This is a genomic window from Erwinia sp. ErVv1, assembly GCF_900068895.1.
Classification (GTDB): Bacteria; Pseudomonadota; Gammaproteobacteria; order Enterobacterales; family Enterobacteriaceae; genus Erwinia.
In genome coordinates this window covers 249,756-275,921 of sequence record NZ_CDPK01000001.1, presented here as the reverse complement: position 1 = coordinate 275,921, position 26,166 = coordinate 249,756, and the positions used below count along the sequence as shown (strand labels likewise).

Genomic DNA, 26,166 nt, shown 5'->3' with positions numbered 1-26,166 from the left:
ACCAGGGTAATGGCGTGCGACATGATACAATTAAGCCCGAATAAGATCATCAGGCTTTCTAATATCCTGATGGTCATTTCCTTAGGGCAATATACTCTATCCCATCCAGCTATGGCGGAAGATAAATTTAATTTATCGTTCATTCATGGTGATAATAATGCTACGAAGATCCAGTCAATGAGGGAGGGAGATGATATTATACCCGGCAAGTATCCCACCGATATTTATCTTAATAACCAACGAGTAGACCACCGGGTGCTCTCTTTTGCAAGAGAACACCCACAGGATAAGATCCTACCCTGCATTACTGCCGGGCTTTACCGTAATTACGGCGTAATCCTGCCAGCAGAGTATAGTCTGGCGAAGGAAGAGGTGTGCTTTGATATTGCAGCCCAACGTCCTGGCGCAATCCTGATAGCTGATCCAGCCAAACAGAGAGTGGATATTACCGTTCCCCAGCTGTTTATGGTTAGTCACGCTCAGGGTGCTCTCCCTGCGTCCGTCTACGACGATGGCATCAATGCTGGCTTCGTGAACTACAGTTTTAGCGGAAACAGGAATACCTATAATAATAACGCAAATCGTAATGTTTCTGAGTACGCTTTTATCAGTGTTAATAGCGGTGTGAATATTGGAAGCTGGCGATTTCGTAATAACTCTGTTTATAGCAAGCGTTCATCCTGGTCAGGAAAAGGGAAGAATATTGCTTCCTGGGCTGAAACCGATCTCACTGCTTTGCAAAGCCGTCTTACGGTGGGTAAAACCAGCACCGGCAGTGATGTCTTCGACAGCGTCCAGTTTATGGGCATTCAGGTAAGCTCGGCGAAAGAGATGCTGCCAGACAGCCTTACTGGCTATGCGCCGGTGGTGCGCGGTGTTGCCACCTCTAACGCGCGTGTCGATGTCAGACAGAACGGATACACCATTTACAGTACAAACGTGGCGCCCGGGCCATTTGCCATTTCTGATATTTATCCCAGTAATCTGAGCGGCGATCTCCATGTCACCGTGATTGAGGCTGATGGGACTAAAAACAGCTTTATCGTCCCTTATGCCTCCGTGCCCAATATGATACGTCAGGGTCAGTGGCAGTATCAGCTTACCGCGGGCAAATATCAGAATGGGTTTACCGCCTATACGCCCGATTTTATTGAGGCGACGGTTTCCCATGGTTCGCGCTACGATTTGACGCCGTATGGCGGCATTATTTTTGCTGAAAACTATCGCGCTGGCGTCACCGGGCTGAGTAAGAGCCTCGGTTCGCTGGGTGCCCTGTCATCAGCGCTCTCCTTTTCAGAAACCCATAGGGTAGCGGGTGACAGTAAAACGGGCACCGCGATGAAGCTTATGTATGCAAAATCTTTAGCAAAGACCGGTACTGAATTTAAGCTGACCGGATACCGTTATCCTGGCAGCGGATACTATGAGTATGCTGATGCCGTAGCCGAGCGCGATCGCTGGGAAAATGGGCGCTATCGGAATATCTACTGGGATAACCGTAATTATTACGACGACTCAGACACCACGGATAGCATGCAGGCTCACCGGCACGTTTATTATACCCGGCATTTTCCTACCCGCCGACAAAAGGTAGACGTTTATGTCAATCAGCAGATTGCCGGGAAGGCGAGCGTATTTATAAATGCCAGTGGTCAGAGTTATTGGGGGGCAAGCGGTATTGACCGGAGTCTCCAGATAGGACTTAACAATAGCTTCAGGGATGTCGTGTATGGCCTGTTTATTCAGGATACACAAAGTAACCATCACGACAATGACCGCAGCTGTAATCTTAGCGTTTCAGTTCCCTTTAATGTCGGTAAATCCCGAACCGTTATGGCAAATTTCAGCGCCAGTCATAATAAGGCCGACGGCAACGGATTCAATTCGGGAGCAAGCGGTTCTCTGCTTGATGATAATCGCCTGAGTTATTCCGTGCAGACGGCAAATGCCCAGGGATCCAGCCTGATCAATTCGGCAAATTTAGGCTATCAGGGCAGTATCGGGAATGTTGACGCGGGCTATAGCTACGGCGGCGGGACCCGGCAGGAAACCTTAGGTCTTGCGGGAGGCATCGTCGCGCACTCGGGAGGCATTACCTTAACGCAGCCATTACAGAATACATTTATTTTGGTTGAGGCAAAGAATGCCCGAGGCACGCGCTTAGAAAATCAGCCAGGCGCCGCTATCGACCCTTTCGGTTATGCCGTTATGACCTCTGCGGTGCCATATCATCATAACCGCGTGGCGCTGCGCACCGCAGATATCAAAAATGGTGTGGATATACCTAACGCCGTAAAAGATATCGTCCCCACCTATGGTGCCATTGGCCGTATTAAATATGACACGTTCACCGGGCAGAGCCTGTTAATACACAGTACTCATCGGGACGGGATCGTGCCGCCTCTCGGCGCAGCTGCGCTAAGTTCGGCAGGCATCAGTAAGGGTATTGTGGGGACAAATGGCGATATTTTTATTTCCGGTGCCAATGCAGGGGAGCGAATTTTAGTTAAATGGGGAGAGGGCAAAGAGGAAAGCTGTCACTTTCTTATCCCTGACTTACGTTCTAAAAAAGGCGAGATCACCGCGGGATATCGTGAAACAACTCTCGTCTGCGCGCAAAATTAAGGAGCTAACGTGCACCATTTTAAACAATGTAGTAAATGGCCGTTATTTAGCCTGTTGTTAATGCTCTCTATGGGATATTCAATTAAGAGTTTTGCCCTGGCGTGCCGGGGTGAATCGGGAAGCGTCAGGCAGGTTATCATTCTCGATAAACCCATTAATGTTTCAACGGCTAACAAAGCGGCAGGAACGCTGCTGTGGCGTTCACCCTCCTATACGTCTGAATTTACCTGTCAGGACGACCGTCGGCACCCTGAGGGAGAGAATGCCTATCTCTACTGGGATCCGGCTAATGCAATGGGACGGATCCATAATTCGATTGAAGTGGGCGTAACTTATCAATCTATTGATATTAAACCGGTTAAAGGTGCCAGAAGCGACGTCGGGCCTGCTACCCGATGCGTCCGGTCCTACTATGGCTGTCGCACACCCGCTGAACCCTTAACGGTGACCGTGACCTATTCCGTTTATATAAAAGCGACAGGCAATCCGCCGCCTGCGGGAGGTAAAATTAATGATAACGGAACCTACTCTCTTTTTCAGGTGGACGGCGTGCTGGGTCTCAACTCGATCAGGGACAGTAATTTTAACGCTTATATCACCGGGCTGGGGAATATCAGGTTTATTTCCTGCAATCCTAAAATCACGATCGCGGGTAATAACGGCAGTACCGTTGAATTTGGTCATATATCACGACTGAATGCGGTGGCGGGTAAAATCGAGAAGCAGGTGCCTTTTTCAATCCTCACCAGCCTGGTAGACAAGGATTCCGGACAGGATTGCCAGGGCGAGACGCTGGAAGCCAGCTTTAGTACAACTTATCCGGTCAGGGATAGGAGCGTTATATTGCCGACCGATAAAAGTGGGTTTGGTATCGTTCTCTCCCAGGCGGAAACACCCGGAAAGGCGATTCAAATGAACACACCTGTCCCCCTCGGTGTGATTAATGGAGATGTCGTACAGAGGGATTTTTTCGCCAGTCTTAAATGGCTTAATACCAGTCCGCAGATAGGGCCTTTTTCTGCCTCGGCAAACGTGGATGTTACCTTTAAATAGTCGGGTTTTGCGTCAGTTTTTTAAGGTTTTATCCGGCTGGCAGGATTTAAAAAAAGCAGTTTCGGTTATTCGCATTAAAGGACATAAACCCAGTGCGGTAAATCTCCGGGAGGGATTTCCCATGATTTTATAAGGTGATAACAATGACCCGACATGAATTTCTGCTGCACTTTCGCCGCTGTTCCAGGCTCGAAACGCTCGAAAAGGTGTATGAGCACCTTATCCATACCCGTCCGGCAACGCTTGTCGATATCATTGCCAGCGCATACGACCACCGTAAGGCCGAACTGATCACCGGACGCCTGTACGATCGCGTCCCTGCGGCAGTGTGGACTTTTGTTAAATAACCTTTTCATCCCTTGCCGGGGCTGAGTGTGAGGGGGAAGGCGGGCAGCGTCAGAAAAGCCCGGGCGGATCGGCGATCCCCCCGGAGAGGTGATTACTTCAGTACCTGCGGATTGACGCAGTTTTTATCGACCTTGCCGGTCAGTGCGGTAATCAGGTTATCGACCGCATCCTTCGCCATGCCGTAGCGGGTTTCATGCGTGGCAGAGCCAATGTGAGGCAGGGCGACCACGTTGGGCAGCGTAAGCAGCGGTGAGTCGGCGGGAAGGGGTTCTTTCTCGAATACGTCCAGACCGGCGGCGTGCAGAGTGCCGTCGCGCAGCGCGGCGATCAGCGCCTCTTCGTCAACAACCGGCCCGCGTCCGGCATTAATCAGCACTGCGCTCGGTTTCATCTTCGCCAGCTGCTCGCGGCCGATTAAATGGTGCGTCTCTTCGGTCAACGGCAGGCTGATGCAGAGGAAATCAGACTCACGGAGCAGCCTGTCGAGATCGCACCAGGTGGCGTCAAAGCGCTGTTCGGCCTCTTCATGATGCCTGCGGGCGTTATACAGAATGGGCATACTGAAGCCAAGGTGAGCGCGCTGTGCCAGCGCCATGCCGATACGGCCCATCCCGAGGATGCCTAGCTTTTTATGGTGGACGTCAACCCCAAACCAGTCTGCGCCGATGCTGCCCTGCCACTCACCGGCTTTCACCCGATCGGCAACCTCAACAATGCGTCGTGCGGAAGTCAGCACCAGCGCCATCATGGTATCGGCGACGGTTTCCGTCAGCACGGTTGGCGTGTGCATCAGTACCACGCCGCGGGCGTTAAGGGCATCAACGTCGAAATTATCGTAGCCTACCGAGACGGTTGAGGCCGCGCGCAGCTTTGGCATTTTTTGCAGGAATTCGGCGTCAACTTTGCCACCGGAGCCCAGGATACCCTCCGCCTGCGCGAACGCGTCGGCATGCCTGCTCAGCGTTTCCGGACTCAGGTCGCTGAGTTCGGTTACCGTAAAATGGTCGTCGAGCTTTGCGCGTAAATCATCGGGTAAGGTCTTATACAACACCACTGAAGGTTTCATTCTTTGCTCCCTGTTTGCAAAAGGTTGGGGGTCAGGCTCAGGCATGTTTAGCGCCATTAGCCAGCGGCGGCTGTGTATTCGTGGCGGGCTTTACGATAAGCGTCAGCCACACGGAGATCAGCAGTGACGCCCCCATAAATATATACGATGCAGAAGGGCTGCCGGTGGAGCCATTCAAATAGCCCACCACCCAGGAGCCGAGGAACGATCCCAGTGCGCCCATGGCGTTAATCAGCGCCATCGCCCCACCGGCAACGTTGCGCGGCAGCATCTCCGGGATAATGGCGAAGAATGGCCCATAAGGGGCATACATTGCCGCGCCCGCTACCACCAGCAGCGAGAAGGAGAGCCAGAAGTGGCTGGCACCGATAAACCAGGAGCCTAAAAACGCCAGCGCCCCAATCAGCAGCAGGGGCCAGACGAACAGTTTGCGATTTTGTAATTTGTCAGACGCCCATGAAACCACCAGCATGGCGATCGTGGCGGCCAGATAAGGCACGGCGGAAAGCCAGCCAGCCTCAACCATCCCCATCTGGGTACCGTTGCGCAGAATCGACGGCAGCCAGAGTACAAAACCGTATACCCCGATACTCCAGGTAAAATACTGCATGCACAGAATAATGACGTTACGGGATTTAAAGGCTTCGCTGTAGTTGCGCACCGCCTTGATATTCTCCTGCTCCTTTTGCAGCTGCGCCTGCAAAGCAGCCTTTTCGTCGGCGCTCAGCCATGTTGCCTGTGCCGGTTTATCCTGCACCATAAACCACCAGGCTACCGCCCAGATCACCGCCGGAATGCCCTCAAAGATAAACATCTCCCGCCAGCCGAAGGCGTTAATCAGATAGCCAGACACCACCGACATCCACAGGACGGTGACCGGATTACCCAGAATAAGAAAGGTATTGGCGCGGGAACGCTCGGATTTCGTAAACCAGTTGCTGATATAGATAAGCATGGCGGGCATGACGGCGGCTTCCACTACGCCGAGGACAAAACGGATCACCGCCAGCATCGGGATATTACTGACCATACCGGTCAGCGAGGCGCAGACGCCCCACAGAAGCAGGCAGACAAACACCAGTTTCTTGACGCTGCGGCGCTCTGCATACACCGCGCCAGGGATCTGGAAGAAGAAATAGCCCAGAAAAAACAGCGCGCCCAGCAGGGATGACATGCCTTTGGTAATGCCGAGGTCATCGTTGATCCCCGCTGCCGACGCAAAGCTGAAGTTCGCTCTGTCGAGATAGGCCAGGCTGTAGGTAATAAACACGATGGGCATGATATACCACCAGCGTTTAGGCGCGATTTTACTCTTTTCCATCGTAATACCTCTTGAGTGAGGGGCTAACGCCGGCTGTGTCACTGAGTGAGTTAAGCGTTATTTTCCGGGTATCAATAGCTGTCACCCAGCGCGTCGCGGGTCGGTAAGCCTTCACTGTCACCGATGGCCTGAATCGCCAGTGAGCCGATTTTGTTGCCACGTCGGATAGCCTGCGGCAGCGTTTTTCCTTCCAGCAGGGCGCTAATGACGCCAACCGCGAAGCCGTCACCGGCCCCGACGGTATCCACCACGTTGTCGGTTTTAATCGCTTCAACGGCGCCTTTTCCGCCCTGCGAGGTCTTGTACCAGGCACCGTCGCAGCCGGTTTTCACAATCACTGCTTTTACCCCCTTATCAAGGTAGAAGTCAGCGATGGCTTCCGGCTGGTGGTGACCGGTCAGTATTTTGCCTTCGCTGATGCCGGGTAGCACCCAGTCGGCATAGCCCGCCAGCATATTAAGCTGTTTGACCATCTCGCGCTCACTCGGCCACAGCACCGGACGCAGATTAGGATCGAAGGATATCGTTTTGCCTAACTGCTTCATCTGCTGCGCAGCGTGCCCGGACAACGCCAGGGATGAAGCCGACAGGGCTGCCGACACGCCGCTAAGGTGCAAATGGCGGGCAGCACCAAAGTAGTCACGGTCAAAATCATCCACGGAGAGATGGCTCGCGGCCGATCCTTTCCGAAAATACTCAACCAGCGGGTCGGAACCGTCATCAACCTTCGATTTCAGCTGGAAGCCGGTAGGAAAGCGATCGTCCGTCGTAACCCGGCGGTAATCAACGCCCTCTTTTTCCAACTGCTGGCGGGTGAATCGACCAAACGAGTCATTGCCCACGCGGCTGACCCAGCCAACCTTCAGCCCCAGTCTGGCCAGGCCGATGGCGACGTTAAGTTCGGCACCGGCAATGCGCTTAACGAAGCGCTCAGCCGCTGCGAGGTCCCCGGTATCGCTGGCAACAAACATCGCCATCGCTTCGCCAATCGTGACCGCATCGAGCGTGCCGTTTTTATGGGTGGTCATCGGTTATTCCTCTCGCAGCAGATCAACGTAGTGTCGGGTGATGGCAACCAAATCATTGCCCTCCAGGGGGAATTCTATCGCGCGCGGCACATCGCCAGGCAGCCGCTCCAGGGTTTCACGCCAGAGGTTATCAGCCTCATCCAGCGCAATGGCGCGCCAGCCTGATTTATCTGCTACCGCCGCCTTAACGTGGATATAGCGGACAAAGCGGCTGAGGCGCGCCGCCGCAGCCAGGGGATCGTCTCCGACCCACAGCCAGTTGCCCATATCGAAGGTCATGCCCGTTTCATTCTGCGCGCCACCGCCGTCGTTAAACCAGCCCTCCAGCGCAGCAAGTTTGCCGTCGTCCGTCTGATCGTTTTCCACTAACAGTTCAACCGGCTGCCCGGAAAGATGCTGCTGTAGCTGCTGACGACATCCATCACGCGGGTAGTGTCCTAAGGCATATTTTAGCCGCTGCGCACCTAACTGCTGCGCCTCCGCAAGATGGCGGTCGATATGCGGGTTAAGCTCACCCTGAGCGGTAAACAGCGCTTCCGGCACCGAATAAACGGCCTTAAGCCGCGCCTGGGCAATGGCGGCACCTGTTTCAGCCAGATGATTCAGGGCCTCTGCCGTAAAAAGCTCACGGCGGATCTCCACGCCGTCTGCACCCGCCTCCGCAACGATCGGCAGCAAAGCCTGCTGGCCACCCCGTTGTTCAACACACTCGCGGCCATAGGCAGCGGTTACCACTATTATGTCTCTTTTCATCGCATTCTCCTGGCTCACACGGCCATGGCGTTACAAAAACGTTAAATGGAACCGGTTCCAAAGCAAAGGAGAAGAGTGTGGTTTTATGATCGCGCTCACGATGTAAACAATTTAATTTAAGGAAGTTCTGAAAAGCAGAGAGGGGTGGCATTCGGGGTGATTATCAGGGATGTCTTCGGGGGGCGATCTAAAGTCGCTTAGGCCTCAATAACGCAAAGTAGCGGGCAGAGAGCCGACCCTAATCCGGGCTGGCCCTCTGCCGCAGAGAGGCTAAACCTGAGCGGCGGCAATTCGCGCATTTAGCGTTTCACTGATCCTGTCGACCAGAGGCTGCATGCTTTCTCTGCTGCGCGTGTCGCGCGGCGCATCAACGTCAAACACATCGGTTATGGTGCCCGGTGTGCCGGTCAGCAGGTAAATGCGATCGCAAAGCGCCACCGCTTCTTCCACATCGTGCGTGACCAGCACCATAGATTTGGTCTGGATCTGGCGCCGCTCCCAGAGATCAATCAGATCCTGCCGCAGCTTGTGGCTGGTATAAATATCCAGCGCAGAGAATGGCTCATCCAGCAGCAGTAGCTGAGGTTCTACCGCCAGCGCACGCGCAAAACCGATTCTCTGGCGCATGCCGCCGGACAGCTCCTTTGGATAAGCCGCGGCGTAGCCGGACAGCCCAATTAGCTCAATCATATCTACCGTACGGCGTTCAATCTCATCCACGGGTAGCCCCTGGGCCTGGAGGCCAAAGGCGATGTTGTCAAACACGGTCAGCCAGGGAAAGAGTGCAAACGTCTGGAAGACCATACTGGTATCACGGCACGGCCCTGTTACCGGCAGGTCATTGCAGACGATAGAGCCAAAGCTGGGATCGACCAGCCCGGCAATCATGCGCAGCAGGGTGGATTTACCCGATCCTGACTTGCCCAGCAGGGCGACGATTTCGTTTTCGGCCACCTCCATATTGATATTTTCCAGCACCGGAAGCGCCTGGCTCCGATCTTTCTGAAACGATTTAGAGGCATTTTTGATTTCTAAAACAAGATGGCAATTTTTCATTGGGTCTCTCCCAGAGAAACAGTTTCCTGAACGTATCAGTCGAATTTGAAGCGAGTCTCGGCATAGCGATAAAGCGGCTGCCAGATAAAAATCACGCAGAGGGCCACCATCAGGCACATGGCGATACAGCCCAGGGCGGCCTCCGGATTCTGGCCAGCTTCGGTGGTGGTGGAGATAAAGGCTCCCAGACCCGTGGTTTTAAGCGTGACGCTTCCCCAGTTGAGCACCTCCGCCGCAATCGCGGCATTCCAGGCACCGCCGGCGGCAGAAATAATCCCCGTCACCAGATAGGGGAAAATGGCGGGCAGGATATATTTGGTCCACCACATCAGACCGCCGACGCGAAATACCCTGCTGACCTCCACCATCTGGCTGGGGATCATGGAGGTGCCCGCAATCACGTTGAACAGGACGTACCACTGCGTGCCCAGCATGATCATCGGTACGGTCCAGACGTCCAGGCTCTGGTGCCACGTCAGAATGATGACGGTGATCACCGGGTAAAAAACATTTACCGGAATGGCCGCCATTATCTGGATAATCGGCTGGAAAAAGCGTACCAGCTGCGGGCGCAGGCCGATCCAGACGCCAATTGGCGTAAAAATAACAATACTCAGCAGCATCGCGCTGATAACGCGGGCGGCCGTCAGGCCCATCCAGGCAGGAAACTCAGGCAGGTATTGCAGAGGCAGGTAAAGCCATAGCAGGTAGCTGCTGTAGAGAGAGGCCACCACGATGGCGAGATACCACAGGCTTGCCCATAGCCAGTTCATCAGCGACAGGAAAGAGAACAGGCTATGCAGTTTGAGCCGATACCAGGCTTTGGGCAGAACAAACAGCCAGAAATGGCAGAATTTGCTACCCAGACGTCCCAGCAGTTGCCCGGTGGCGGAGCGGGTCAGGCAGTCATAAAACCAGGAGGAGGGCTGCCGTGCAGAAGAGACATCTTCATACTTAAACTGGCTGGCGAAGCGAACCAGCGGGCGGAACAGCAGCTGATCCAGCACTACGATATTAACGATAAGCGCGAATACGCCCCAGAGAACGGCGTGAACGTCTCCGTTGCCGATCGCGACCCCCAGCCATGAACCGACCCCGGGCAGGTTGATATCGTGGCTGCCAATGGTCAGCATTTCTGAGGCGGTTAGCGCAAACCAGGCGGCAGACTGGGATACCATCGTATTCCACAGCAGGCCGGGAAAAGAGTAGAGAAAGCCCAGCCGCCAGAAGCGCTGCCAGGGATTACAGCGAAATGCCGAGGTGACTTCGGTCAGCTGGTGCGGCACCACGCGCAGCGTCTGGTACATGGTTAGCATCATATTCCAGGCCTGTCCGGTAAAGACGGCGAAGATTGCCAGCCCCTCCAGACCCATCACGCTGTGTGGATAGAGGTTAAGAAAAAACACCGTCGTAAAGGTTAAAAACCCCACGAGCGGCACGGACTCCATAAAGTTTACAAAGGGCAGGATCACGCGGCGCATGGCGACAAACTTTGCGGCAAGCACGCCGAAGACAATGGAAAATAGCAGCGAGTAGAGTAATCCCAGCATCAGACGCATGGTGGTGCGCAGGCTGTAATAGGGTAAGTCCTTATAATTCTGGCTGAGTTCAGGCAGAGAAGTGCCATTAAAAGCGACGTGCATCCCCTGCCAGGCATAGATAAATAAGCCGGTAATCGCAAGGAGGAGCGTAATGACGATAACATCGTTAAAGATAGATCCTTTTGGATGTATCCTGTTATTTATATGCTGCATGTAGATAAGCTCTTAGAGAATAAAAATAACCCGGTGAGGTATTCCATAGCCTGTTTACGGTAAATAGCGCGCACTTCACTAAGCCCTGTTTAATTCAGGGCTTACTCAGATGCAGGTATTCACCGCACTATCGGGTACATCAGCTTCAGGGCGAGTTAATTGCCAGGCTCTGAATAGCGATGTACCCGATGATTAACCATGCTTATCAGGGTAGAATGCTGTCAATATGCGCTTTAATGGCGCGCTGACGATTCTGCCTGAGCTGGTGCTTCAGGGTACGGTATGTATTTGAGATTCTGGAGATAACAGGCGTTATCAGCGCAGTGAAAGAGATCACGTCTGAATCCGAAAGGACAGGCAGGCGCGTATCGCTCCAGTGAGCGGAGATAACAGGTAACGCAGGGATTTTGAAAAGCATAATGCACCTCGATATAACAGCATCGAAATAAAGATAATCACTACCCCGGTTGCGGGGAAGTTATGTGCCGATTATCTCTACTGACACTATTAAGGTGCAGAGGATAATCAGCCGTGAATGACCAATCCCGACGGGGGTTCGTCGGCTATTTTATTAAACATAGTTTCCTCTCTCGACTTATTATTGACGCTCAGCAAGACTATCAGAACAATACTAAACCAAACATATACGTCAGGATGTTTAAGAAAAAATGAAACGCGTCGGGAAAACCGCTTTCCACTGCGAAGCATTATGGTGCACGGCGTGAATCCATCCCGGCGCCTGCACTCGCGCATCGCTGCACCCGCTGGTCTGCCTGTCGACGGAGCGCGACCTTTCACACTTTCTGGAACAGTGATTTAGCGGCCAGCACTCCTCCCCCGGCAGGGTTACAGAGGGCTATGCTACCGCCTATACCACGAAAGTGGCCGCGCATTTGGGGCGAAGCATCAGCACCCGCGATGCGATGAGCATAAACAACGGGAACCATTGATAGATTATTGACACTCACTGGCAGAGGAAATAACGCTCCTCTTGTTAACTATTGCGAATCCGACGACGGTGCGACAGGCAGGTCCGTTGGGTTTAGATGATGAAAGAGATATTAAGGGAAACGACATGCCTTCAGCTTCTCAGATTTTACGGCAGCTTTGCTGCATTCCCTCGAATCATCCTGAGGATAATTCATTAGATAAAATGGCCCGGCCCACATCTGTAAACCCGTTGCAGCAGCAAGGGTCGTCTGTTGCCCGTACGCCATCCTGTTCCACAGATAATGTGCACAATGTCTCGCCGGAGGAAAAGAAGCTTTATGCCGATACCTTTAGCTTTCGTCACCCCGAATATGGCTCAGTCGATATTCATCGTGATAATAAAAAAGATAGCGATCGGCAAATAATGTTAACCATAAAAATGGGTGATGAGAAACAAAAAACAGGATGGAGTAAAGAGATGTATATTTCCAACGAAGATCCGGAGCACCATGGCGATTCGACGGTAGGGTACAGCGATATTTTTCTCCCGGAGAATATGCGAAATAAAGGAATTAGCCACCTTTTACACTATGCCGCTACAGATGCGGCGTCGCGGTTAGGAGTGAAGAAATTTGTGATAGATAATGTCGTCAGTGTTGCGATGCATAGCGTTTGCGCACGTTTAGAAATGGAAGAGAATGGCCTATCATTTGGCTCATACTCCGGTAACCCGGACAGTATAAAAGACAAGTGTAGCGAGAATATGCGCAGGAAGGGCTGGATCAGAAATATCAGTACGTGAAACCACCTGATGTTAATGCACGGCTATGGCAAGCGCCGTAGCGCCCACCACAGATGACATCGGAAGTCATGACGCTATTTCGTGGAGCCGCGAATAATCAGCTCGCCGGGATAAACCCGCTCCTGGGGCGCGCGCGTATCACCCTCTATACGGCGTATCACCATTTCCAGTGCGGTATAGCCGATTTGCCAGGTAGGCTGTTTCAGCGTGGTGATGCCCACGCCGGCCAGCTCGGCCCACTCCAGCTCATCAAAGCCCAGCAGCCCCATTTGTTCACCCCAGTTCAGCCCCAGGCGCTTCATCGAGCGGGCGACCTGGAGGGTTAATGCCCCATTTACCACCATCACGGCGCAGCGTTGGCCCGAATGGCGCTGATAGAAATCCCCCAGCACCCGGTCAAGCGCGGCTGCATCACCGAGTGCGATTTCGGCCTGTTCGGCCTGACAATCCGCATAGCGGGACATGGTCTGTTTAAAGGCCTGCAGGCGTTCGTGGCGGGTATTAACCATGCCGAGCGGTTCGGTCACAAACATTACCGTCCTGAAGCCACCGGCAATCAGGTGATCGGTAGCCATGGCGGCAGCCCCGGCGTTATCCAGACCGACCACGTCACAGTCAAAGTCAGGGATTTTGCGGTCAATCAGGACCATTGGCAGCAGGGATTGCTGAAGGTGGCTTAGCGCCTCTTCGCGCATACCGACTGCGTTGACCACAATCCCCTCGACCTGATAGCTGCTCAGCAGATTCAGATAGTGCTGCTCCTGATCCACTTCATTATTGGTATTGCACATCAGCAGCGTAAAGCCCTGCGCCCGGCAGGCGGATTCAATGCCGTTCATCACGTCAATGGAATAGGGATTCGTAATGTCGGCGATAATCAGCCCAATCAGCCGGGTGCGGCCACGCTTTAAACCCCGCGCCATCTGGCTTGGCCGGTAGTTCAGTTCAGCGATAGCAGCTTCTATCCGCTGTTTTAGATCGGGGGAGAGGGCGTGCTGTTCACCGTTCAGATAGCGCGAGACGCTGGTTTTCCCGGTTTTAGCAGCGCTGGCAACGTCGCTAATAGTAGCGCGTGCGGCCTTACGGTTCATGGCGGTCCTTGGGCATTGGGGTATAACAAGCCTGGCCTCAGCTTTTACTGACGCGATTCATCTACTGTAGTTCGAATAAAGGCAGTTTGAGCGGGTCATCATAAAGCATAAGCGGTATCCCGCCCATCTCTCTGCGTCAGCCTGGGGTAACGGAGCCTGAGCAGCGCGGGGTTAAAGGGCAGAGAAGGTACAGTGGGGAGCAGAGAACCGGGCCATAGCGGAGCGGCCCGGTTTTCAAAGGTTACTGCAGCGGGCTGAGCGTAATCTCTACCCGGCGGTTCTGCGCCTTGCCATCAGCACTGCTGTTAGACGCGACAGGATTATCCGGTCCCCGGCCGATGGTGCGGAGACGACTGGCGGCTACGCCCTGGGTTATCAGCGAGCTGGCTACGCTGTCCGCGCGCTGCTGGGAGAGCGTCATGTTCAGCTGACGCGATCCGCTACTGTCGGTATAGCCCGCCACGTTAACCGCAGTTTTTGGATACTCTTTCAGCACCATGGCAACGCCGGTCAGGGTGTTAGCCCCTGCCGGTTTCAGGCTGCTGCTGCTGCTGTCAAAGGTGACGTTATTGGGCATATTCAGCACGATATTATCGCCCTGACGGGTCACGCTGACGCCGGTTCCGCGCATCTTGTCGCGAAGCTTGGCTTCCTGCACATCCATATAATAGCCTGCGCCGCCGCCCAATGCTGCACCGGCTGCTGCGCCAATCAGTGCGCCTTTGCCGCGATCCTTTTTCGATGAGGAGAGCATGCCGACGCCCGCGCCTAATGCGGCGCCCAGACCGGCACCCACGCCGGATTTCCCTGCTTCACGCTCACCGGTGTAAGGATTAGTGGTACAGCCCGGGAGGGCAAGTGTGCCGCTCAAAACCAGAGCGAGGGTGATATAACGCTTTTTCATTTTCTTTCTCTCTCAAAACACAGCGGCAGGCCATTTGGCCTGTAAAACGCCGATTATGAACGGGAAATGTGAGAATAAAACGGTTTAATCTTCTGAAAATGTAAGGATGCGCTACCTGAGATTATCGGGATGACAAAAGCAGCCGGTGGTATGGTCGTTGATCAGCCCGCAGGCCTGCATAAATGAGTAACAGGTGGTCGTGCCCACAAATTTGAAGCCTCTCTTCTTCAGCTGCTTTGACAGGTTGTCAGAAACCGGGCTGAAGGAGGGCGCAGCCCGATGGTCGTCATAGCGCTGGATCTGCGGCTGATTATCTACAAACCCCCAGATAAAGGCGCTAAAAACCTCACCCTGCGCCTCCATCGTCAGCAATGCGCGGGCATTGGCGATAATTGCGTTAATTTTGCCGCGATGACGAATAATGCCGCTGTCCTGCATCAGCCTCTCCACCTCGTCTTCCTCCATCAGCGCCACCGCCTGTGGATCAAACTGGTGAAAGGCGCGGCGGTAGTTCTCCCGCTTCTTTAGCACGGTAAGCCATGACAGCCCGGCCATTTGCCCCTCAAGACACAGCATTTCAAACAGCGAGCGGGTATCGGTCAGGGGAACGCCCCATTCACGATCGTGATAATCAAGATAGAGAGGATCCGGTGTTACCCAGCCGCAGCGCTGCATAGTGACTCTTCCTTATTAAAGGTGGCTAAAGTCCGCCCGGCTGGCATAAAAAGGCCAGAACCAGGCTCTCTTCGGGCCATGGGAAAGCGGTTGTCAGGATAATAGCAACTGCCGCCGCTATTTACCCCTCAAACCACCCCGGCAGGCAGCGCATGGGCGGTATTTTCCGGCACCGCGCCACGATATTTTTCGACTTCAAGCTGCGCCATATGGCCGCAGTTGCCCTGCGCCAGCTTTGACGAGCCGATATCGAAGGTCAGGCAGTTAACGTTGCCATTTTTGCATAGCGTGTTGGGCTGCGTCGCATTGAGCGGATCGTACCAGGCTCCCTCGCTGATGCGCACCACGCCCGGCCGGATATCCCCGGTTACGGATGCACCCACCAGAATCTGGCCCCGGTCGTTAAAGGCTCTGACCACATCACCGGACTGAATGCCCCTTGCCGCAGCATCCTGCGGGTTAATGAGGATCGCCTCCCGGTCGCCGATAGCATATTTCTTGCGCAGCGGGGTGTTATCCAGCTGCGAATGCAGGCGGTTAATTGGGTGGGCGGTATTAAGCGAGAGCGGATACTTCCGCGCCGCATCGCTACCGTGCCACTCGTGTGGCAGCAGCCAGCCTGGAAGCCCGGGGCAGTCCGCATAGTTCATCTCCGCCACGGTGCGCGAGAAAATTTCTATTTTCCCGCTTGGCGTACCGAGCGGGTTCAGCAGGGGGTCTTCGCGGAAGTCAGCGAAGCGCACCCAGTTTTTATTCTCCTCCGGCACCGGAAAGCGAATGTAGTTGCCAGACCGCCAGAAGTCGTTGAAAGGCGGTAGCGGTACGCCCACGTTTCTGGCCTGCGTTTTCATATTGTCATAAAGTGATTTCAACCACAGCATCTCATCCCGACCTTCGGAGAAGGCCTCATCCACGCCGAGCTGGGCGGCGATGGCCAGAAAGATATCGTAATCGTTGCGGGCCTCATGCTGGGGGGGAACGCACTGATGCATCGGGAAAACATACAGCTGTGAGTAATCACCCCCCATATCCATATCGTTACGTTCGTAGCTGGTGGTGCAGGGAAGAACAATATCGGCATGCTTCGCGGTGGCGGTCCAGTAGGGCTCATGTACCACGATGGTTTCCGGGTGCTGCCAGGCGCTGAGTAGATTATTGGTATCCTGATGGTGGTGGAACGGATTGCCCCCGGCGACGTAGACCATTTTCACATCGGGATAGGTAATGTCTTTGCCGTTAAACTGGATGTGCTTTCCGGGGTTGGCAAGACAGTCCGCGATCCGCGCGACGGGGACAGGCTGTGGCGAATTTGCCGGTGCCTTGCCGGTGCTCACCCCGGAAAGGATCCCTCCCCTGGCCGTCGGGCTGCCGCCGGACGAGTAGTGATAGCTGAAACCGAATCCGCCTCCGGGCAGGCCGATCTGCCCAATCATCGCCGCCAGCGTGACCAGCAGCCAGTGCGGCTGCTCGCCGTGATGCTGACGCTGAATGCCCCAGCCCGCCATAATCATGGTGCGTTTACTGACCATCTCACGCGCCAGGGCGCGCAGTTTCTCCGCCTCCACGCCACAAATTTCACTCGCCCAGTCGGCGCTTTTCGCCGTGCCATCGCTTTCCCCCAGCAGATAGGCGCGGAATTTATCGAACCCCACGGTATAGCGCTTGAGAAAAGCCTCGTCGTGGCGTTTTTCCGTCAGCAGTGTATGGGCAAGCCCGAGGATCATCGCCGCGTCGGTATAGGCCTCTGGCGCAATCCACTCCGCATTCAGCATCTTCGCCGTTGGCGTGTGGATGGGATCGACGGAGATGACCCGGGTGCCTTTTTTCGCCAGCGCCTCAATGCCCTCCAGCCCCACGTGGTCCGGCACGTTCCAGCCGATTTTCAGCGTCGTCTGCGGGTTACATCCCCAGAGAACCACCAGCTCGGCGTGAGCAACTACGTTGGGCCAGCTGGTTTGCTGTTCGTAAACCTCCATGGAGCCGACGACGTGCGGCATAATGACCTGGGCCGCGCCGGTGGAGTAGTCGCCGCTATAGCCGAGAAAGCCTCCTGCGAGGTTCATCAGCCGCCCCAGCAGCGACCGGCTGTTATGCAGCAAGCCGGTACTTTTCCAGCCGTAGGAGCCAGCATAAATCGCCGAAGGGCCGTACTCTTTTTGCAGGCGGCGAATATCGTTGCTGACCAGTGAAATCGCTTTATCCCAGCTGACCCTGACCCAGTCATCGCGTCCACGCAGGTCGCGGCTCCCGCCCGGCCCCTGTTCCAGCCAGCTTTTACGCACCATCGGGTATTTGATGCGGTTGTCGGCGTGAACCTGCCAGGGCGCCATCTCGATCAGCTCATTGGGCGAAGGGTCGTCCTGCACCGGCTGAACGCTGACCATCCGGCCCTGATCGACGATGGCTTCAAATGCGCCCCAGTGGGCGGCGGTGAGGATCCCTTTGCTCGCCGGACGCAGTGCGCTAAATAGCGGCATGGCCTGGCTGACGGCCTGCGCGACGGCCGATTTCATATAAAGCAGATCGAGCGAGCTGGCGGCCAGCAGCGCACCGCCAGCCTGTAAGAACCGGCGACGCGAAAGGGTTGAAAGCGGATTATTTTTCATCTTCGGTTCCTTTTGAAGGCAGCATATCCGGGGTCGGCATATCACTGGCGTGGTTCTGCACGTAAAGGGTAAGCACTCTTAGCTGCTCCTTATCCAGCGAGGTGCGCGCCGCCATCCCTTTCATCACGCCAATCCACTGATTAGCCGTAAAGTGGTTCGATGGGGTCAGGCCATGACAGCCGGTACAGTTAGCGGACATCAGGCCGGAGGCGTACTGCCAGATTTTCTGCTGGTCATCAATCAGTGCGCCGGGAGGGAGCCAGATATCAAGTGAAACCTGCTGCCAGACCGTGCCGGTCTGCGCGTCCGTCTGGGAAGCAAGAATGTTTATATGGCTGGAGGTATCTTCCTCAATGACCGCACTGATAATGCGCTTGCCGGGAGCGGCGTAGATAAGGGTGGGAACGTCCTGCTGCTGCCAGCCGCTGAGACGCGCTTCTACCTTACCCTGATCCCGGCGCAGAACGGTCAGCGGTGCCGCCGGAAACAGCGTGCCAGCGGGTGTCTCTGCCACGGGCTGCAGGTCGAAGGGCTGGGTCTGCACGCTATAAAGTATTCCGTTATCAACGCTAACCCCGGCGGCGGCGGCGATCAGCTGGCTTGCGCCTGAGGCGTTACTGGCGCGCATGTCCGGCAGGATATGGGCAACGCCGCGATGGCAGTCAATACAGGTTTTCCCGCTCCTGATGGCGACGGGGTGCGCCTTTCTCGCGTCCGGCTGCTGGGCAAGGATATCCATCGCCTCAAAGCTATGGCAGCTGCGGCAGGTCGCAGAGTCACTGGCTTTCATCGTTTTCCACACCGACTCGGCCATGGCCAGTTTTTTGGCGTTGTATTTTTCTTCGGTATCAATGGTGCCGGTGACTTCGCCGTAAACATCCTTAACGGCGGCAATCTTGGTTAACAGATAGTCAACGGGCTGGCTGGGGATATGGCAGTTAGCGCAGCTGGCGCGTATCCCGGCGTGATTCTGATAGTGCACGCTGCCCTGATATTCTGCCAGCGGCCTTTCCATACTGTGGCAGGAGACGCAAAAGGCCGTATTGCTGGTCTTATGCAGCACGGTTACGCCCCCGGCGACCACCAGCAGGGCGATAACAATGCCCAGTAAAACCAGTAGCATACCGCGCCACCCTCTGAACCACCTGAATACATTCTCTTTCCTGAGAAATCCCATAACTGCTCCTGTCTCTCTGATTCACTCTTTTGATGGGAGAGAAAAATGATAACCCTGCTAACTATCACACACTAATAGTGTGGTTTTATTGTGGCGAATCAAAAAGGCGGGAGGTGATGCCGACTAATGGGCAGAAGTGAGAGCGAGGTTCAAATTACAGAAAAATAGTGTTCTCCGCAGCAGAGGGAGGCCCGATTTGCGGGTGGTAAGGCAGGCCGTCAGTAGATGAAGGCCTGCGTGATGGCAGGCCTGTCATAAAACAATGCGTTCAGGGCGCAGGCGGAACCGTGCGGGCAAAGCTCTCGCGGGCAAAGAGTTTTTCTGCCAGTTTCACCAGTGCCGGGCGGTTAACGCACCAGTCTGGCACCACGCGGCGAAAGTTCAGATAGCCGAGCAGGCAGCCTGCCGCAATATCCGCCAGATTGAGGGTGTCACTGTTCAGCACCTTGCCCTCGGCTGCGGCTTTTTCCAGCGCGTCGAGGCCGCGCAGAATTTTGCCGCGCTGACGCACCAGCTCGCTCTCCAGCTGTTTATCAGTCGGACGCAACCCTTCACGCACCAGCAGCACCGCCGCATCGCCGATGCCGTCCGCCAGCGCCTGTAGCTGAAGCACGTTCATCGCCGCCAGCCTGTCACGCGGGATCAGCGCGGGTGCGATATCCAGCTGTTCGAGATAGGCCGCAATCACCGACGAGTCGTACCAGTACTCATCCGGGCCGGTGACCAGCACCGGTATCTTACCCAATGGGTTGTAGGTCGGTACCGGGCTGTCATCCGTCCAGGGCGACTGGTTAGCAAACTCAAAGGTGATGCCTTTTTCCAGCATAATCACCGAAATTTTACGGACAAACGGGCTGGCGTAGCTGCCGATTAATTTCATCCCACTTCCTCTAATGAACGGGTCCGGAAGGCCGGCCCGGATCGGTTTTGATTAGCGGAAGAGTGGTCTCTCCCGCCCTTTATTGCGCTCATTCGCCCGGGAACAGAAAGGGATTCAGGCTGCTGCGGGCAAATCCTTCCTGCTCCATACGCGCATCAAGCACCAGCGTAGCCAGATCGTCCGCGACCGGCTCCACCGCCGGATCTTTCTGCTGGAAGAACATCTTCAGCCAGGTGCCGCAGTCGCCGCAGCTCTCTGCCTGTACCGCCCCGGACTCACTCTCCAGCGACCAGTAGCTCAGGTCACGGGTGTGCTCACAGTTACTGCATTTACCCTGGGGGACATGCCACTCACTTTCGCACAGATTGCAATGCAGATAGCGTACGCCGCCCTGTTCGGGATCCAGATGGATCACGCTGGTCACCGGCACGCTGGCGCAGACCGGGCAAAACTGCCGCTGTTCGCCCTGTTCGGCGCGCGCCTTGCCCGGGATCAGCGCTGCCATCTGCGCCCAGTAGAGTGATAGCGCGGCCCAGATAAACGGCGATGTATCGCTGCTCACCTTCGAGAACTCATTAGCAAACAGCGCCGAGGCCATGGTTTCCAGCTCCTGGGCAGAGGCCTTTTCCAGGTTCTCCAGCACGGCCAGCGCCTGATCGCTCATTTCGGGCTTCATTTCGGCAATCAGAGAATGCAGCAGCCGCTGCCAGTGTGGATCTCGCGGCAGCTGGTGAATGTCCAGCGGAGGCTTACCGCCCGCGGCGGTTTCTGTCAGCCTTGCATGCAGATCCAGCCGCAGCGGATGATCGTAGAGTACGATTTCCTGGGCGCTGGCGATGACGGCGGCGAAGCGCAGATAATCGCCCAGCGGGTTTTTCTTCGCCAGCTGCCGGAGTCGTGCGGCGCGGCGGCTGTATAAGTTTTTCAGCCGGGGAAAAAGCAGCGGCGGGATGGCCTCTGCCCTATTTTGCTCGTGGTCTGTCAGCCTCTCGTTCGGGATTATGCGAATATTCATCAGGTTTTTTTCCTGTTTTTCCGACGGTTCAGCTGTCCGCCAACGGTATATCAACAGCGCGGATAGGGTATCCAGCCCCGGCGAAAAAAGGTCCGCCGGATAAGGGTGCTGCTGCCTGCAATGGCAACAGACTCAGGACAGAAGCCCAGATTACAGGCTTCTGCCCAAAATTATAGCCCCCGGTCTCCTCCACTTCATCGTTTCAATCGCTTTTATAACTATTCACTATCAAACAGGGCCTGTTGTGACGGATAAGATCCGGCCGCTTGCAGTGCTTCGCTCGGGGGTTCAGAATCTTATAAGCGATCCGCAAGCTATGGGGTCAGAGGCGTATTGCAGAGTGGAAAGGGTCAGCGTTAGCCATGGGTGATTTTCTGATGAATAAAGCGGGTGACGGTAATCCGGCTCTGGATGAGGCCGTCGGGCTGAGCCAGGTGAAGGTGTGGCAACGCATGGCGCTGGAGAGCGCAAAGGATGACTGGCTGGCAGACGAGGTGCCGGTGGCGCTGGTCTATAACGGCATTTCGCACGTGGTGATGATGGCTACGCCAAAGGATCTGGAAGCTTTTGCGCTGGGCTTCTCGCTCTCTGAGGGCATTATTGATTCGCCAGCAGATATCTATGGGATGGATATCCAGCCTTCCTGCGGCGGTATTGAGGTGCAGATCGAGCTCTCCAGCCGCCGCTTTATGGGGCTGAAAGCGCAGCGCAGGTCCCTGGCGGGCCGTACCGGCTGCGGCGTGTGCGGCGTTGAACAGCTTGCCGAAATCGGCAAACCGCTTCAGCCGCTGCCGTTCAGTCAAACCTTCGACCTCAACCAGCTTGATAAGGCGCTGGGCCAGCTAAAAAGCGTTCAGCCCGTTGGACAGCTGACCGGCTGTACGCATGCTGCGGCCTGGATCAGGCCGGACGGGGCGCTTTCCGGCGGCTGTGAGGATGTGGGAAGGCACGTCGCGCTGGATAAGCTGCTGGGATTGCGCAGCCAGCAGCCAGACTGGCAGCAGGGCGCGGTGCTGGTTTCCAGTCGGGCAAGCTATGAGATGGTGCAGAAATCGGCGATGTGCGGCGTGGAAATTCTTTTCGCCGTCTCCGCCGCAACCAAACTCGCCGTCGAGGTCGCGGAACGCAGCAACCTGACGCTGGTGGGCTTTAGCAAGCCTGGCCGCGCCACGGTGTATACGCATCCCCAGCGGCTGAGAGGCTAAGCCCGCTGCGCCGCCAGCGGCGGTCGGCACTGTGTACCCGCGGCGGTCAGCAATGCGTGCGCCCGGGCATCAGCGGCTGGTGGCCGGGGCCAGCACCACCTCCGGCAGCGATTTCTCAATCAGGGAAAAGGCGGGATTCTCTGCGGCCTCGCCGTCGGTGATTAATGCGCTCACCTGACCGAGCGTGGCGTAGTTGATCCGGCTGGTGAGGCCGAGTTTGCTGCTGTCGGCCAGCAAAATAAGCTGATCGGCCTGTTGTACCATCGCGCGGGCAATGGCCGCCTCATGCGGATAAAAACTGGTGGCGCCGCTCCTGCCGTCAATGCCCACCGGCGACAGCATCGCCACGTCGGCCCGATAGCGATAAATTTCCCCCACCGTCAGATCGCCGCGCGTCTCCTGCGCCCCGGCCAGCATACTGCCGCCGAGCAGGATGATGCTGTTATTCAGCGTTTCATGCTCCCCGGCGGCGCAGAGTTTTAGCGCCGCATTCAGGCTGTTGGTGACCACCGTCAGCCCGGAGAGGGTGCGCAACTCCTCAGCCAGCATGGTGGTGGTGCTACCCGCATCCAGAAACAGCGTCTGGCCAGGCTTTAGTCGTCGCGCCGCCGCACGGGCGATAGCCCGCTTCTCCCGGGCCTTAACTTCGCTGCGCACTACCAGAGGCGCTTCCGGTTCGGCATTCAGCGCCATCAGTCCGCCATGCACGCGACGCGCGACGCCCAGCGCTTCCAGTTCGATAATGTCCCGCCTGGCCGTTTCGCGTGAGATGCCCAGCTCCCTGATGATCCGCTCGGTACTGACGTGACCCAGCGTCGCCAGCAGCGCACGGATCCGGTGCAGGCGCGTTTCCTGTAGCATATCTGTCTCCTTTAGCCGTTGGACTGGGCATAGCCTAACCGACAATGGAGGTACGTGCATGTGTATTTTGTTGCATTTGTGTATTTTGTTGCATTTTGCCTGAAAGTTGCCATGATAAACGCAAGCGGGCTGCTGCTGCCCATCGTAACCCTTCATCGCAACGGGAGTGATCATGGCTACACGTTCAACCATTATGGATACCAACAGCTTTCGCGCCGAACATGCCGCCGGGCTGGATGCTGATGTTCGCAAGCTGACTGACAAGCGCAGCCGGGTACTGGGCGAGTCCTATCGTCTGTTCTACCGTAAGCCGGTACATCTGGTGCGGGGCGAGGGGCAGTATCTGTGGGATGCGGCGGGTGACAAATACCTCGACGTTTACAATAACGTCGCCAGCATTGGACACTGCCATCCTGCGGTTATCGATGCGGTCTACCGGCAGATGCAGCAGCTAAATACCCATACGCGCTATCTGCACGAGCGCATTCTCGACTACTCCGAAGCGCTGCTGGCCACCCTTCCCGCTGAAATCGACCGCGCCATGTATATGTGTACCGGATCGGAAGCAAACGATCTGGCCATACGCATCGCGCGTGCCTGGAGCGGCGGCACCGGCATTATCGTCACCCAGGAGGCCTACCACGGCACCAGCGATCTGACCTCCGGCGTCTCCCCCGCACTGGGCTCGGGCCAGCCGCTGGCCGCCACCACGCGCCTGGTACCGCCACCGGATTGCTATCGCGTGGATGCACCCGATTTAGGCGAGTGGTTTGCCAACGAAATACAGAAGCAGATTGACGATATGGCGGCCCACGGCATCAAATTTGCCGGTTTCCTTGCCGACTCGATTTTCTCCTCTGACGGCGTACTGCCGGGGCCGAAAGGTTTTCTGCAAAAAGCGGTGGAGGTGGTGCATAAAAATGGCGGTATTTTTATTGCCGACGAAGTGCAGCCCGGCTTTGCCCGCACCGGCGAGGCGTTCTGGGGCTTTGCCCGCCATGGCGTGGTGCCGGATGTGGTGACCACCGGTAAGCCCATGGGCAATGGCATCCCGGTTTCTGCTCTGCTGGCAAAAAGCGACGTTCTGGCAGCATTCAGCGACGATATCCCCTATTTCAACACGTTTGGCGGCAATCCGGTCGCGATGGCAGCGGCGCAGGCGGTGCTAACGGTGATCAAGGATGAAGGCCTACAGGAACACAGCCGCAAGGTGGGCGAGAAGCTGCTGGCTGCGCTGTTAACGCTCAAGGATAAATATGAGTGCGTGGGCGACGTGCGTGGAGCGGGCCTGTTTATTGGCTTTGAGCTGGTGACGGATAAGCGCAGTAAGACGCCGGACAAACAGCTGGCACTGGACGTCACCGAGAGGCTGCGTGAAAACCATGTCCTTACCTCGGTTGCCGGGCCTTATGGCAACGTGCTGAAGCTGCGCCCGCCGTTAGCCTTCCAGGAGAGCGACATCGACTGGCTGGTGGGCGCGCTGGATAAGTCGCTGGCCGCCTGCGGTCGGTAATGGGCTGGCGTAGAGGTGGATTATTGTTCCTTAAGCATTAATGTTGACCATGATGCTGTTAAGAAACCGTCGGCGGGACGGTTTGGAGCTGAATGGTAGTGGCAGAGTTAATCTGGCCGCCGAAACAGAGGCCACTTATCGCCTCTGTTCCGGTAACAATGCTTGCAGACATAACAGACGACATTTCGGACCCAGTCAGGCCTGACGCTGGTCAACTTAACATTACACCTTCGCAGTAACAGTCCACTAAAGCCTGTTTAAGTGTCGATAAGAGCTGCTAAATTTGGGCATTTAAGGTCGCAAGTTTCCGACGGTGCCATAGGTGAGGCATCATGGCCATCACTAACTCAGCGTTTGGGAGTGGTCTGCAAATACCTTCGCTAAAGCCACCATTTCAGTCATACCTATTCCATTTATTATTCAGGATTTTTCTTCGTGTTGACGGAACAATACTTATTCTCCCCCCTTTAATCACTCGGTGAAGTAGCCAAATATATAATAAAAAAAGGGGTTTACTATGCGATATAGTTCAAAAAAACTGATAGAAAATCATGCAAAATAAATATTTTGTTACAGCTCTTGACTTAAAATAACCTTGAATTAATAGTAGCTTACATAAGCGGGCAGACTCCGAGTCACCCGTAAAGTAATGTCTAATTAAATCCCTGGTAAGCTAATTATAATAATTGTAAATGGAATTCCCATGACTATGCCAGATTTCATAACTCCCCCTGATTTTTATAAAAAAAGAAAGCTCATGACAGGATGTTTGTTATCTTTTGTTTTTTATTAATACCGAATTTCTGTACTGCTCAGCAAGAAATTGATATTCCTGATGCAAGACCTTTCCAGATCAACCCTACCCTTAAAATCGATGGAGAGACTCTTTTTTTTGACGGTCTTATAACCAGAGCATCTCAGAAGGAAGTGATTAAGCTATTAACTCATAATGACATTAAAACCCTTTCAGTTAATAGCATGGGCGGGGATGTCCAATCAGCACTTGATATTGCAAATATTCTTTATACCAGGAAAATAAATATTGCCGTCCGTACAGTATGCGCTTCAGCATGTGCCAACTACCTTTTTCCAGCAGGTCAGGAAAAAATAATCGGAAACAATTCCTATCTTCTGTGGCATGGCAGCGCCGGTAGTCCTGCAGAACAGTTACGGATAACCACCGACAGTAAGACCTTATCCCCAGGTGATTTAGTCAAAATGCCTGAGTTTGTAAGAATAAAAAAACGCGAAAAAAACTTTTACAGTCTTCTGAAGGTTAATTATAAACTCCCTTTCTGTCCGCAGCTTCAGGATAATTATTCGGTGAAGTTTCCGGAAAAATGGTTTTCATACACTCCAGAAGATATGAGGAAATTTGGCATAAGAAATATTTTTTATGTCAATTCAGCTTCTCAGTGGGTTATCTCAATGAGAAATAAGCACGTTATTTTTGCCAGTTACTGTAAATAGGAGCTAAAACAATGCGTGAACTTTCGGTAAATG

At 54.9% G+C, this 26,166-nt stretch carries 21 protein-coding genes; 7 read left to right on the top strand and 14 right to left on the bottom strand.

Going from position 1 to position 26,166, the window contains the following annotated elements:
* Nucleotides 1-9: 9 nt before the first annotated feature.
* The 3 genes from A1830_RS01170 to A1830_RS01160 all read left to right on the top strand — a co-directional run bounded on the left by A1830_RS01170 (nt 10) and on the right by A1830_RS01160 (nt 4,025).
* Complete coding sequence (locus tag A1830_RS01170) at nt 10-2,625, top strand: fimbria/pilus outer membrane usher protein (RefSeq protein ID WP_067700510.1); 2,616 nt, start codon at nt 10-12, stop codon at nt 2,623-2,625.
* Between the two features lie 69 nt (nt 2,626-2,694).
* The gene (locus A1830_RS01165) at nt 2,695-3,678 is read left to right on the top strand and encodes a fimbrial protein (protein ID WP_231877545.1); all 984 of its coding nucleotides are present in this window, start codon (nt 2,695-2,697) and stop codon (nt 3,676-3,678) included.
* Between the two features lie 143 nt (nt 3,679-3,821).
* Nucleotides 3,822-4,025 carry an Hha/YmoA family nucleoid-associated regulatory protein gene (locus tag A1830_RS01160; RefSeq protein ID WP_067700507.1) on the top strand — a complete coding sequence of 68 codons (204 nt, stop codon included), beginning with the start codon at nt 3,822-3,824 and terminating at the stop codon, nt 4,023-4,025.
* A 92-nt stretch (nt 4,026-4,117) separates the two neighbouring features.
* On the opposite strand, the gene ghrB is transcribed toward A1830_RS01160, so the two are convergent.
* The 6 genes from ghrB to A1830_RS01130 all read right to left on the bottom strand — a co-directional run bounded on the left by ghrB (nt 4,118) and on the right by A1830_RS01130 (nt 11,004).
* Nucleotides 4,118-5,092: a glyoxylate/hydroxypyruvate reductase GhrB gene (gene ghrB / locus A1830_RS01155; RefSeq protein ID WP_067700504.1), complete on the bottom strand. Its 975-nt coding sequence runs from the start codon at nt 5,090-5,092 to the stop codon at nt 4,118-4,120.
* A 37-nt stretch (nt 5,093-5,129) separates the two neighbouring features.
* The gene (locus tag A1830_RS01150; RefSeq protein ID WP_067700501.1) at nt 5,130-6,413 is read right to left on the bottom strand and encodes an MFS transporter; all 1,284 of its coding nucleotides are present in this window, start codon (nt 6,411-6,413) and stop codon (nt 5,130-5,132) included.
* A gap of 71 nt (nt 6,414-6,484) precedes the next feature.
* On the bottom strand, nt 6,485-7,441 hold the full coding sequence (locus A1830_RS01145; RefSeq protein ID WP_067700499.1) for a sugar kinase: 957 nt from the start codon (nt 7,439-7,441) through the stop codon (nt 6,485-6,487).
* 3 nt (nt 7,442-7,444) lie between these two features.
* Nucleotides 7,445-8,194: a sugar phosphate isomerase/epimerase family protein gene (locus A1830_RS01140; protein ID WP_067700496.1), complete on the bottom strand. Its 750-nt coding sequence runs from the start codon at nt 8,192-8,194 to the stop codon at nt 7,445-7,447.
* Nucleotides 8,195-8,464: 270 nt separating this feature from the next.
* Nucleotides 8,465-9,250: an ABC transporter ATP-binding protein gene (locus tag A1830_RS01135; protein WP_067700493.1), complete on the bottom strand. Its 786-nt coding sequence runs from the start codon at nt 9,248-9,250 to the stop codon at nt 8,465-8,467.
* A 35-nt stretch (nt 9,251-9,285) separates the two neighbouring features.
* Complete coding sequence (locus A1830_RS01130; protein ID WP_067700490.1) at nt 9,286-11,004, bottom strand: ABC transporter permease; 1,719 nt, start codon at nt 11,002-11,004, stop codon at nt 9,286-9,288.
* Nucleotides 11,005-11,995: 991 nt separating this feature from the next.
* Between A1830_RS01130 and A1830_RS01120 the strand changes: the two genes are divergently transcribed.
* Complete coding sequence (locus A1830_RS01120) at nt 11,996-12,736, top strand: hypothetical protein (protein ID WP_156484907.1); 741 nt, start codon at nt 11,996-11,998, stop codon at nt 12,734-12,736.
* A gap of 74 nt (nt 12,737-12,810) precedes the next feature.
* On the opposite strand, the gene A1830_RS01115 is transcribed toward A1830_RS01120, so the two are convergent.
* The 7 genes from A1830_RS01115 to fdhE all read right to left on the bottom strand — a co-directional run bounded on the left by A1830_RS01115 (nt 12,811) and on the right by fdhE (nt 21,084).
* Complete coding sequence (locus A1830_RS01115) at nt 12,811-13,827, bottom strand: LacI family DNA-binding transcriptional regulator (RefSeq protein WP_067700481.1); 1,017 nt, start codon at nt 13,825-13,827, stop codon at nt 12,811-12,813.
* 241 nt (nt 13,828-14,068) lie between these two features.
* On the bottom strand, nt 14,069-14,731 hold the full coding sequence (locus tag A1830_RS01110; protein WP_067700478.1) for an OmpA family lipoprotein: 663 nt from the start codon (nt 14,729-14,731) through the stop codon (nt 14,069-14,071).
* Between the two features lie 111 nt (nt 14,732-14,842).
* A complete protein-coding gene (locus tag A1830_RS01105) occupies nt 14,843-15,406 on the bottom strand; it encodes a DNA-3-methyladenine glycosylase I (protein ID WP_067700475.1) in 564 nt (187 codons plus the stop codon).
* A 128-nt stretch (nt 15,407-15,534) separates the two neighbouring features.
* Nucleotides 15,535-18,012, bottom strand: a complete 2,478-nt coding sequence (torA, locus tag A1830_RS01100; RefSeq protein WP_067700472.1) for a trimethylamine-N-oxide reductase TorA — start codon at nt 18,010-18,012, stop codon at nt 15,535-15,537.
* Nucleotides 18,002-19,189 carry a NapC/NirT family cytochrome c gene (locus A1830_RS01095; RefSeq protein ID WP_067700470.1) on the bottom strand — a complete coding sequence of 396 codons (1,188 nt, stop codon included), beginning with the start codon at nt 19,187-19,189 and terminating at the stop codon, nt 18,002-18,004. Before A1830_RS01095 ends, torA begins: the two co-directional genes overlap by 11 nt.
* A gap of 268 nt (nt 19,190-19,457) precedes the next feature.
* A complete protein-coding gene (locus A1830_RS01090; protein WP_067700468.1) occupies nt 19,458-20,069 on the bottom strand; it encodes a glutathione S-transferase in 612 nt (203 codons plus the stop codon).
* An 88-nt stretch (nt 20,070-20,157) separates the two neighbouring features.
* Entirely contained in the window at nt 20,158-21,084 is a 927-nt protein-coding gene (gene fdhE, locus A1830_RS01085; protein WP_067700466.1) for a formate dehydrogenase accessory protein FdhE, read from the bottom strand.
* 377 nt (nt 21,085-21,461) lie between these two features.
* Between fdhE and fdhD the strand changes: the two genes are divergently transcribed.
* Entirely contained in the window at nt 21,462-22,289 is an 828-nt protein-coding gene (gene fdhD / locus A1830_RS01080; RefSeq protein ID WP_067700724.1) for a formate dehydrogenase accessory sulfurtransferase FdhD, read from the top strand.
* A gap of 69 nt (nt 22,290-22,358) precedes the next feature.
* Here fdhD and A1830_RS01075 read toward each other — a convergent pair whose 3' ends face one another.
* Nucleotides 22,359-23,150, bottom strand: coding sequence for a DeoR/GlpR family DNA-binding transcription regulator (locus tag A1830_RS01075; protein WP_067700464.1), 792 nt, complete (start codon nt 23,148-23,150; stop codon nt 22,359-22,361).
* Nucleotides 23,151-23,322: 172 nt separating this feature from the next.
* Between A1830_RS01075 and A1830_RS01070 the strand changes: the two genes are divergently transcribed.
* Both A1830_RS01070 and A1830_RS01065 read left to right on the top strand, forming a co-directional pair.
* On the top strand, nt 23,323-24,663 hold the full coding sequence (locus A1830_RS01070) for an aspartate aminotransferase family protein (protein WP_067700462.1): 1,341 nt from the start codon (nt 23,323-23,325) through the stop codon (nt 24,661-24,663).
* Between the two features lie 765 nt (nt 24,664-25,428).
* Nucleotides 25,429-26,133 (top strand): Clp protease/crotonase-like domain-containing protein, encoded by a 705-nt coding sequence (locus tag A1830_RS01065; RefSeq protein ID WP_067700460.1) that lies wholly within the window; start codon nt 25,429-25,431, stop codon nt 26,131-26,133.
* Nucleotides 26,134-26,166 lie beyond the last annotated feature (33 nt).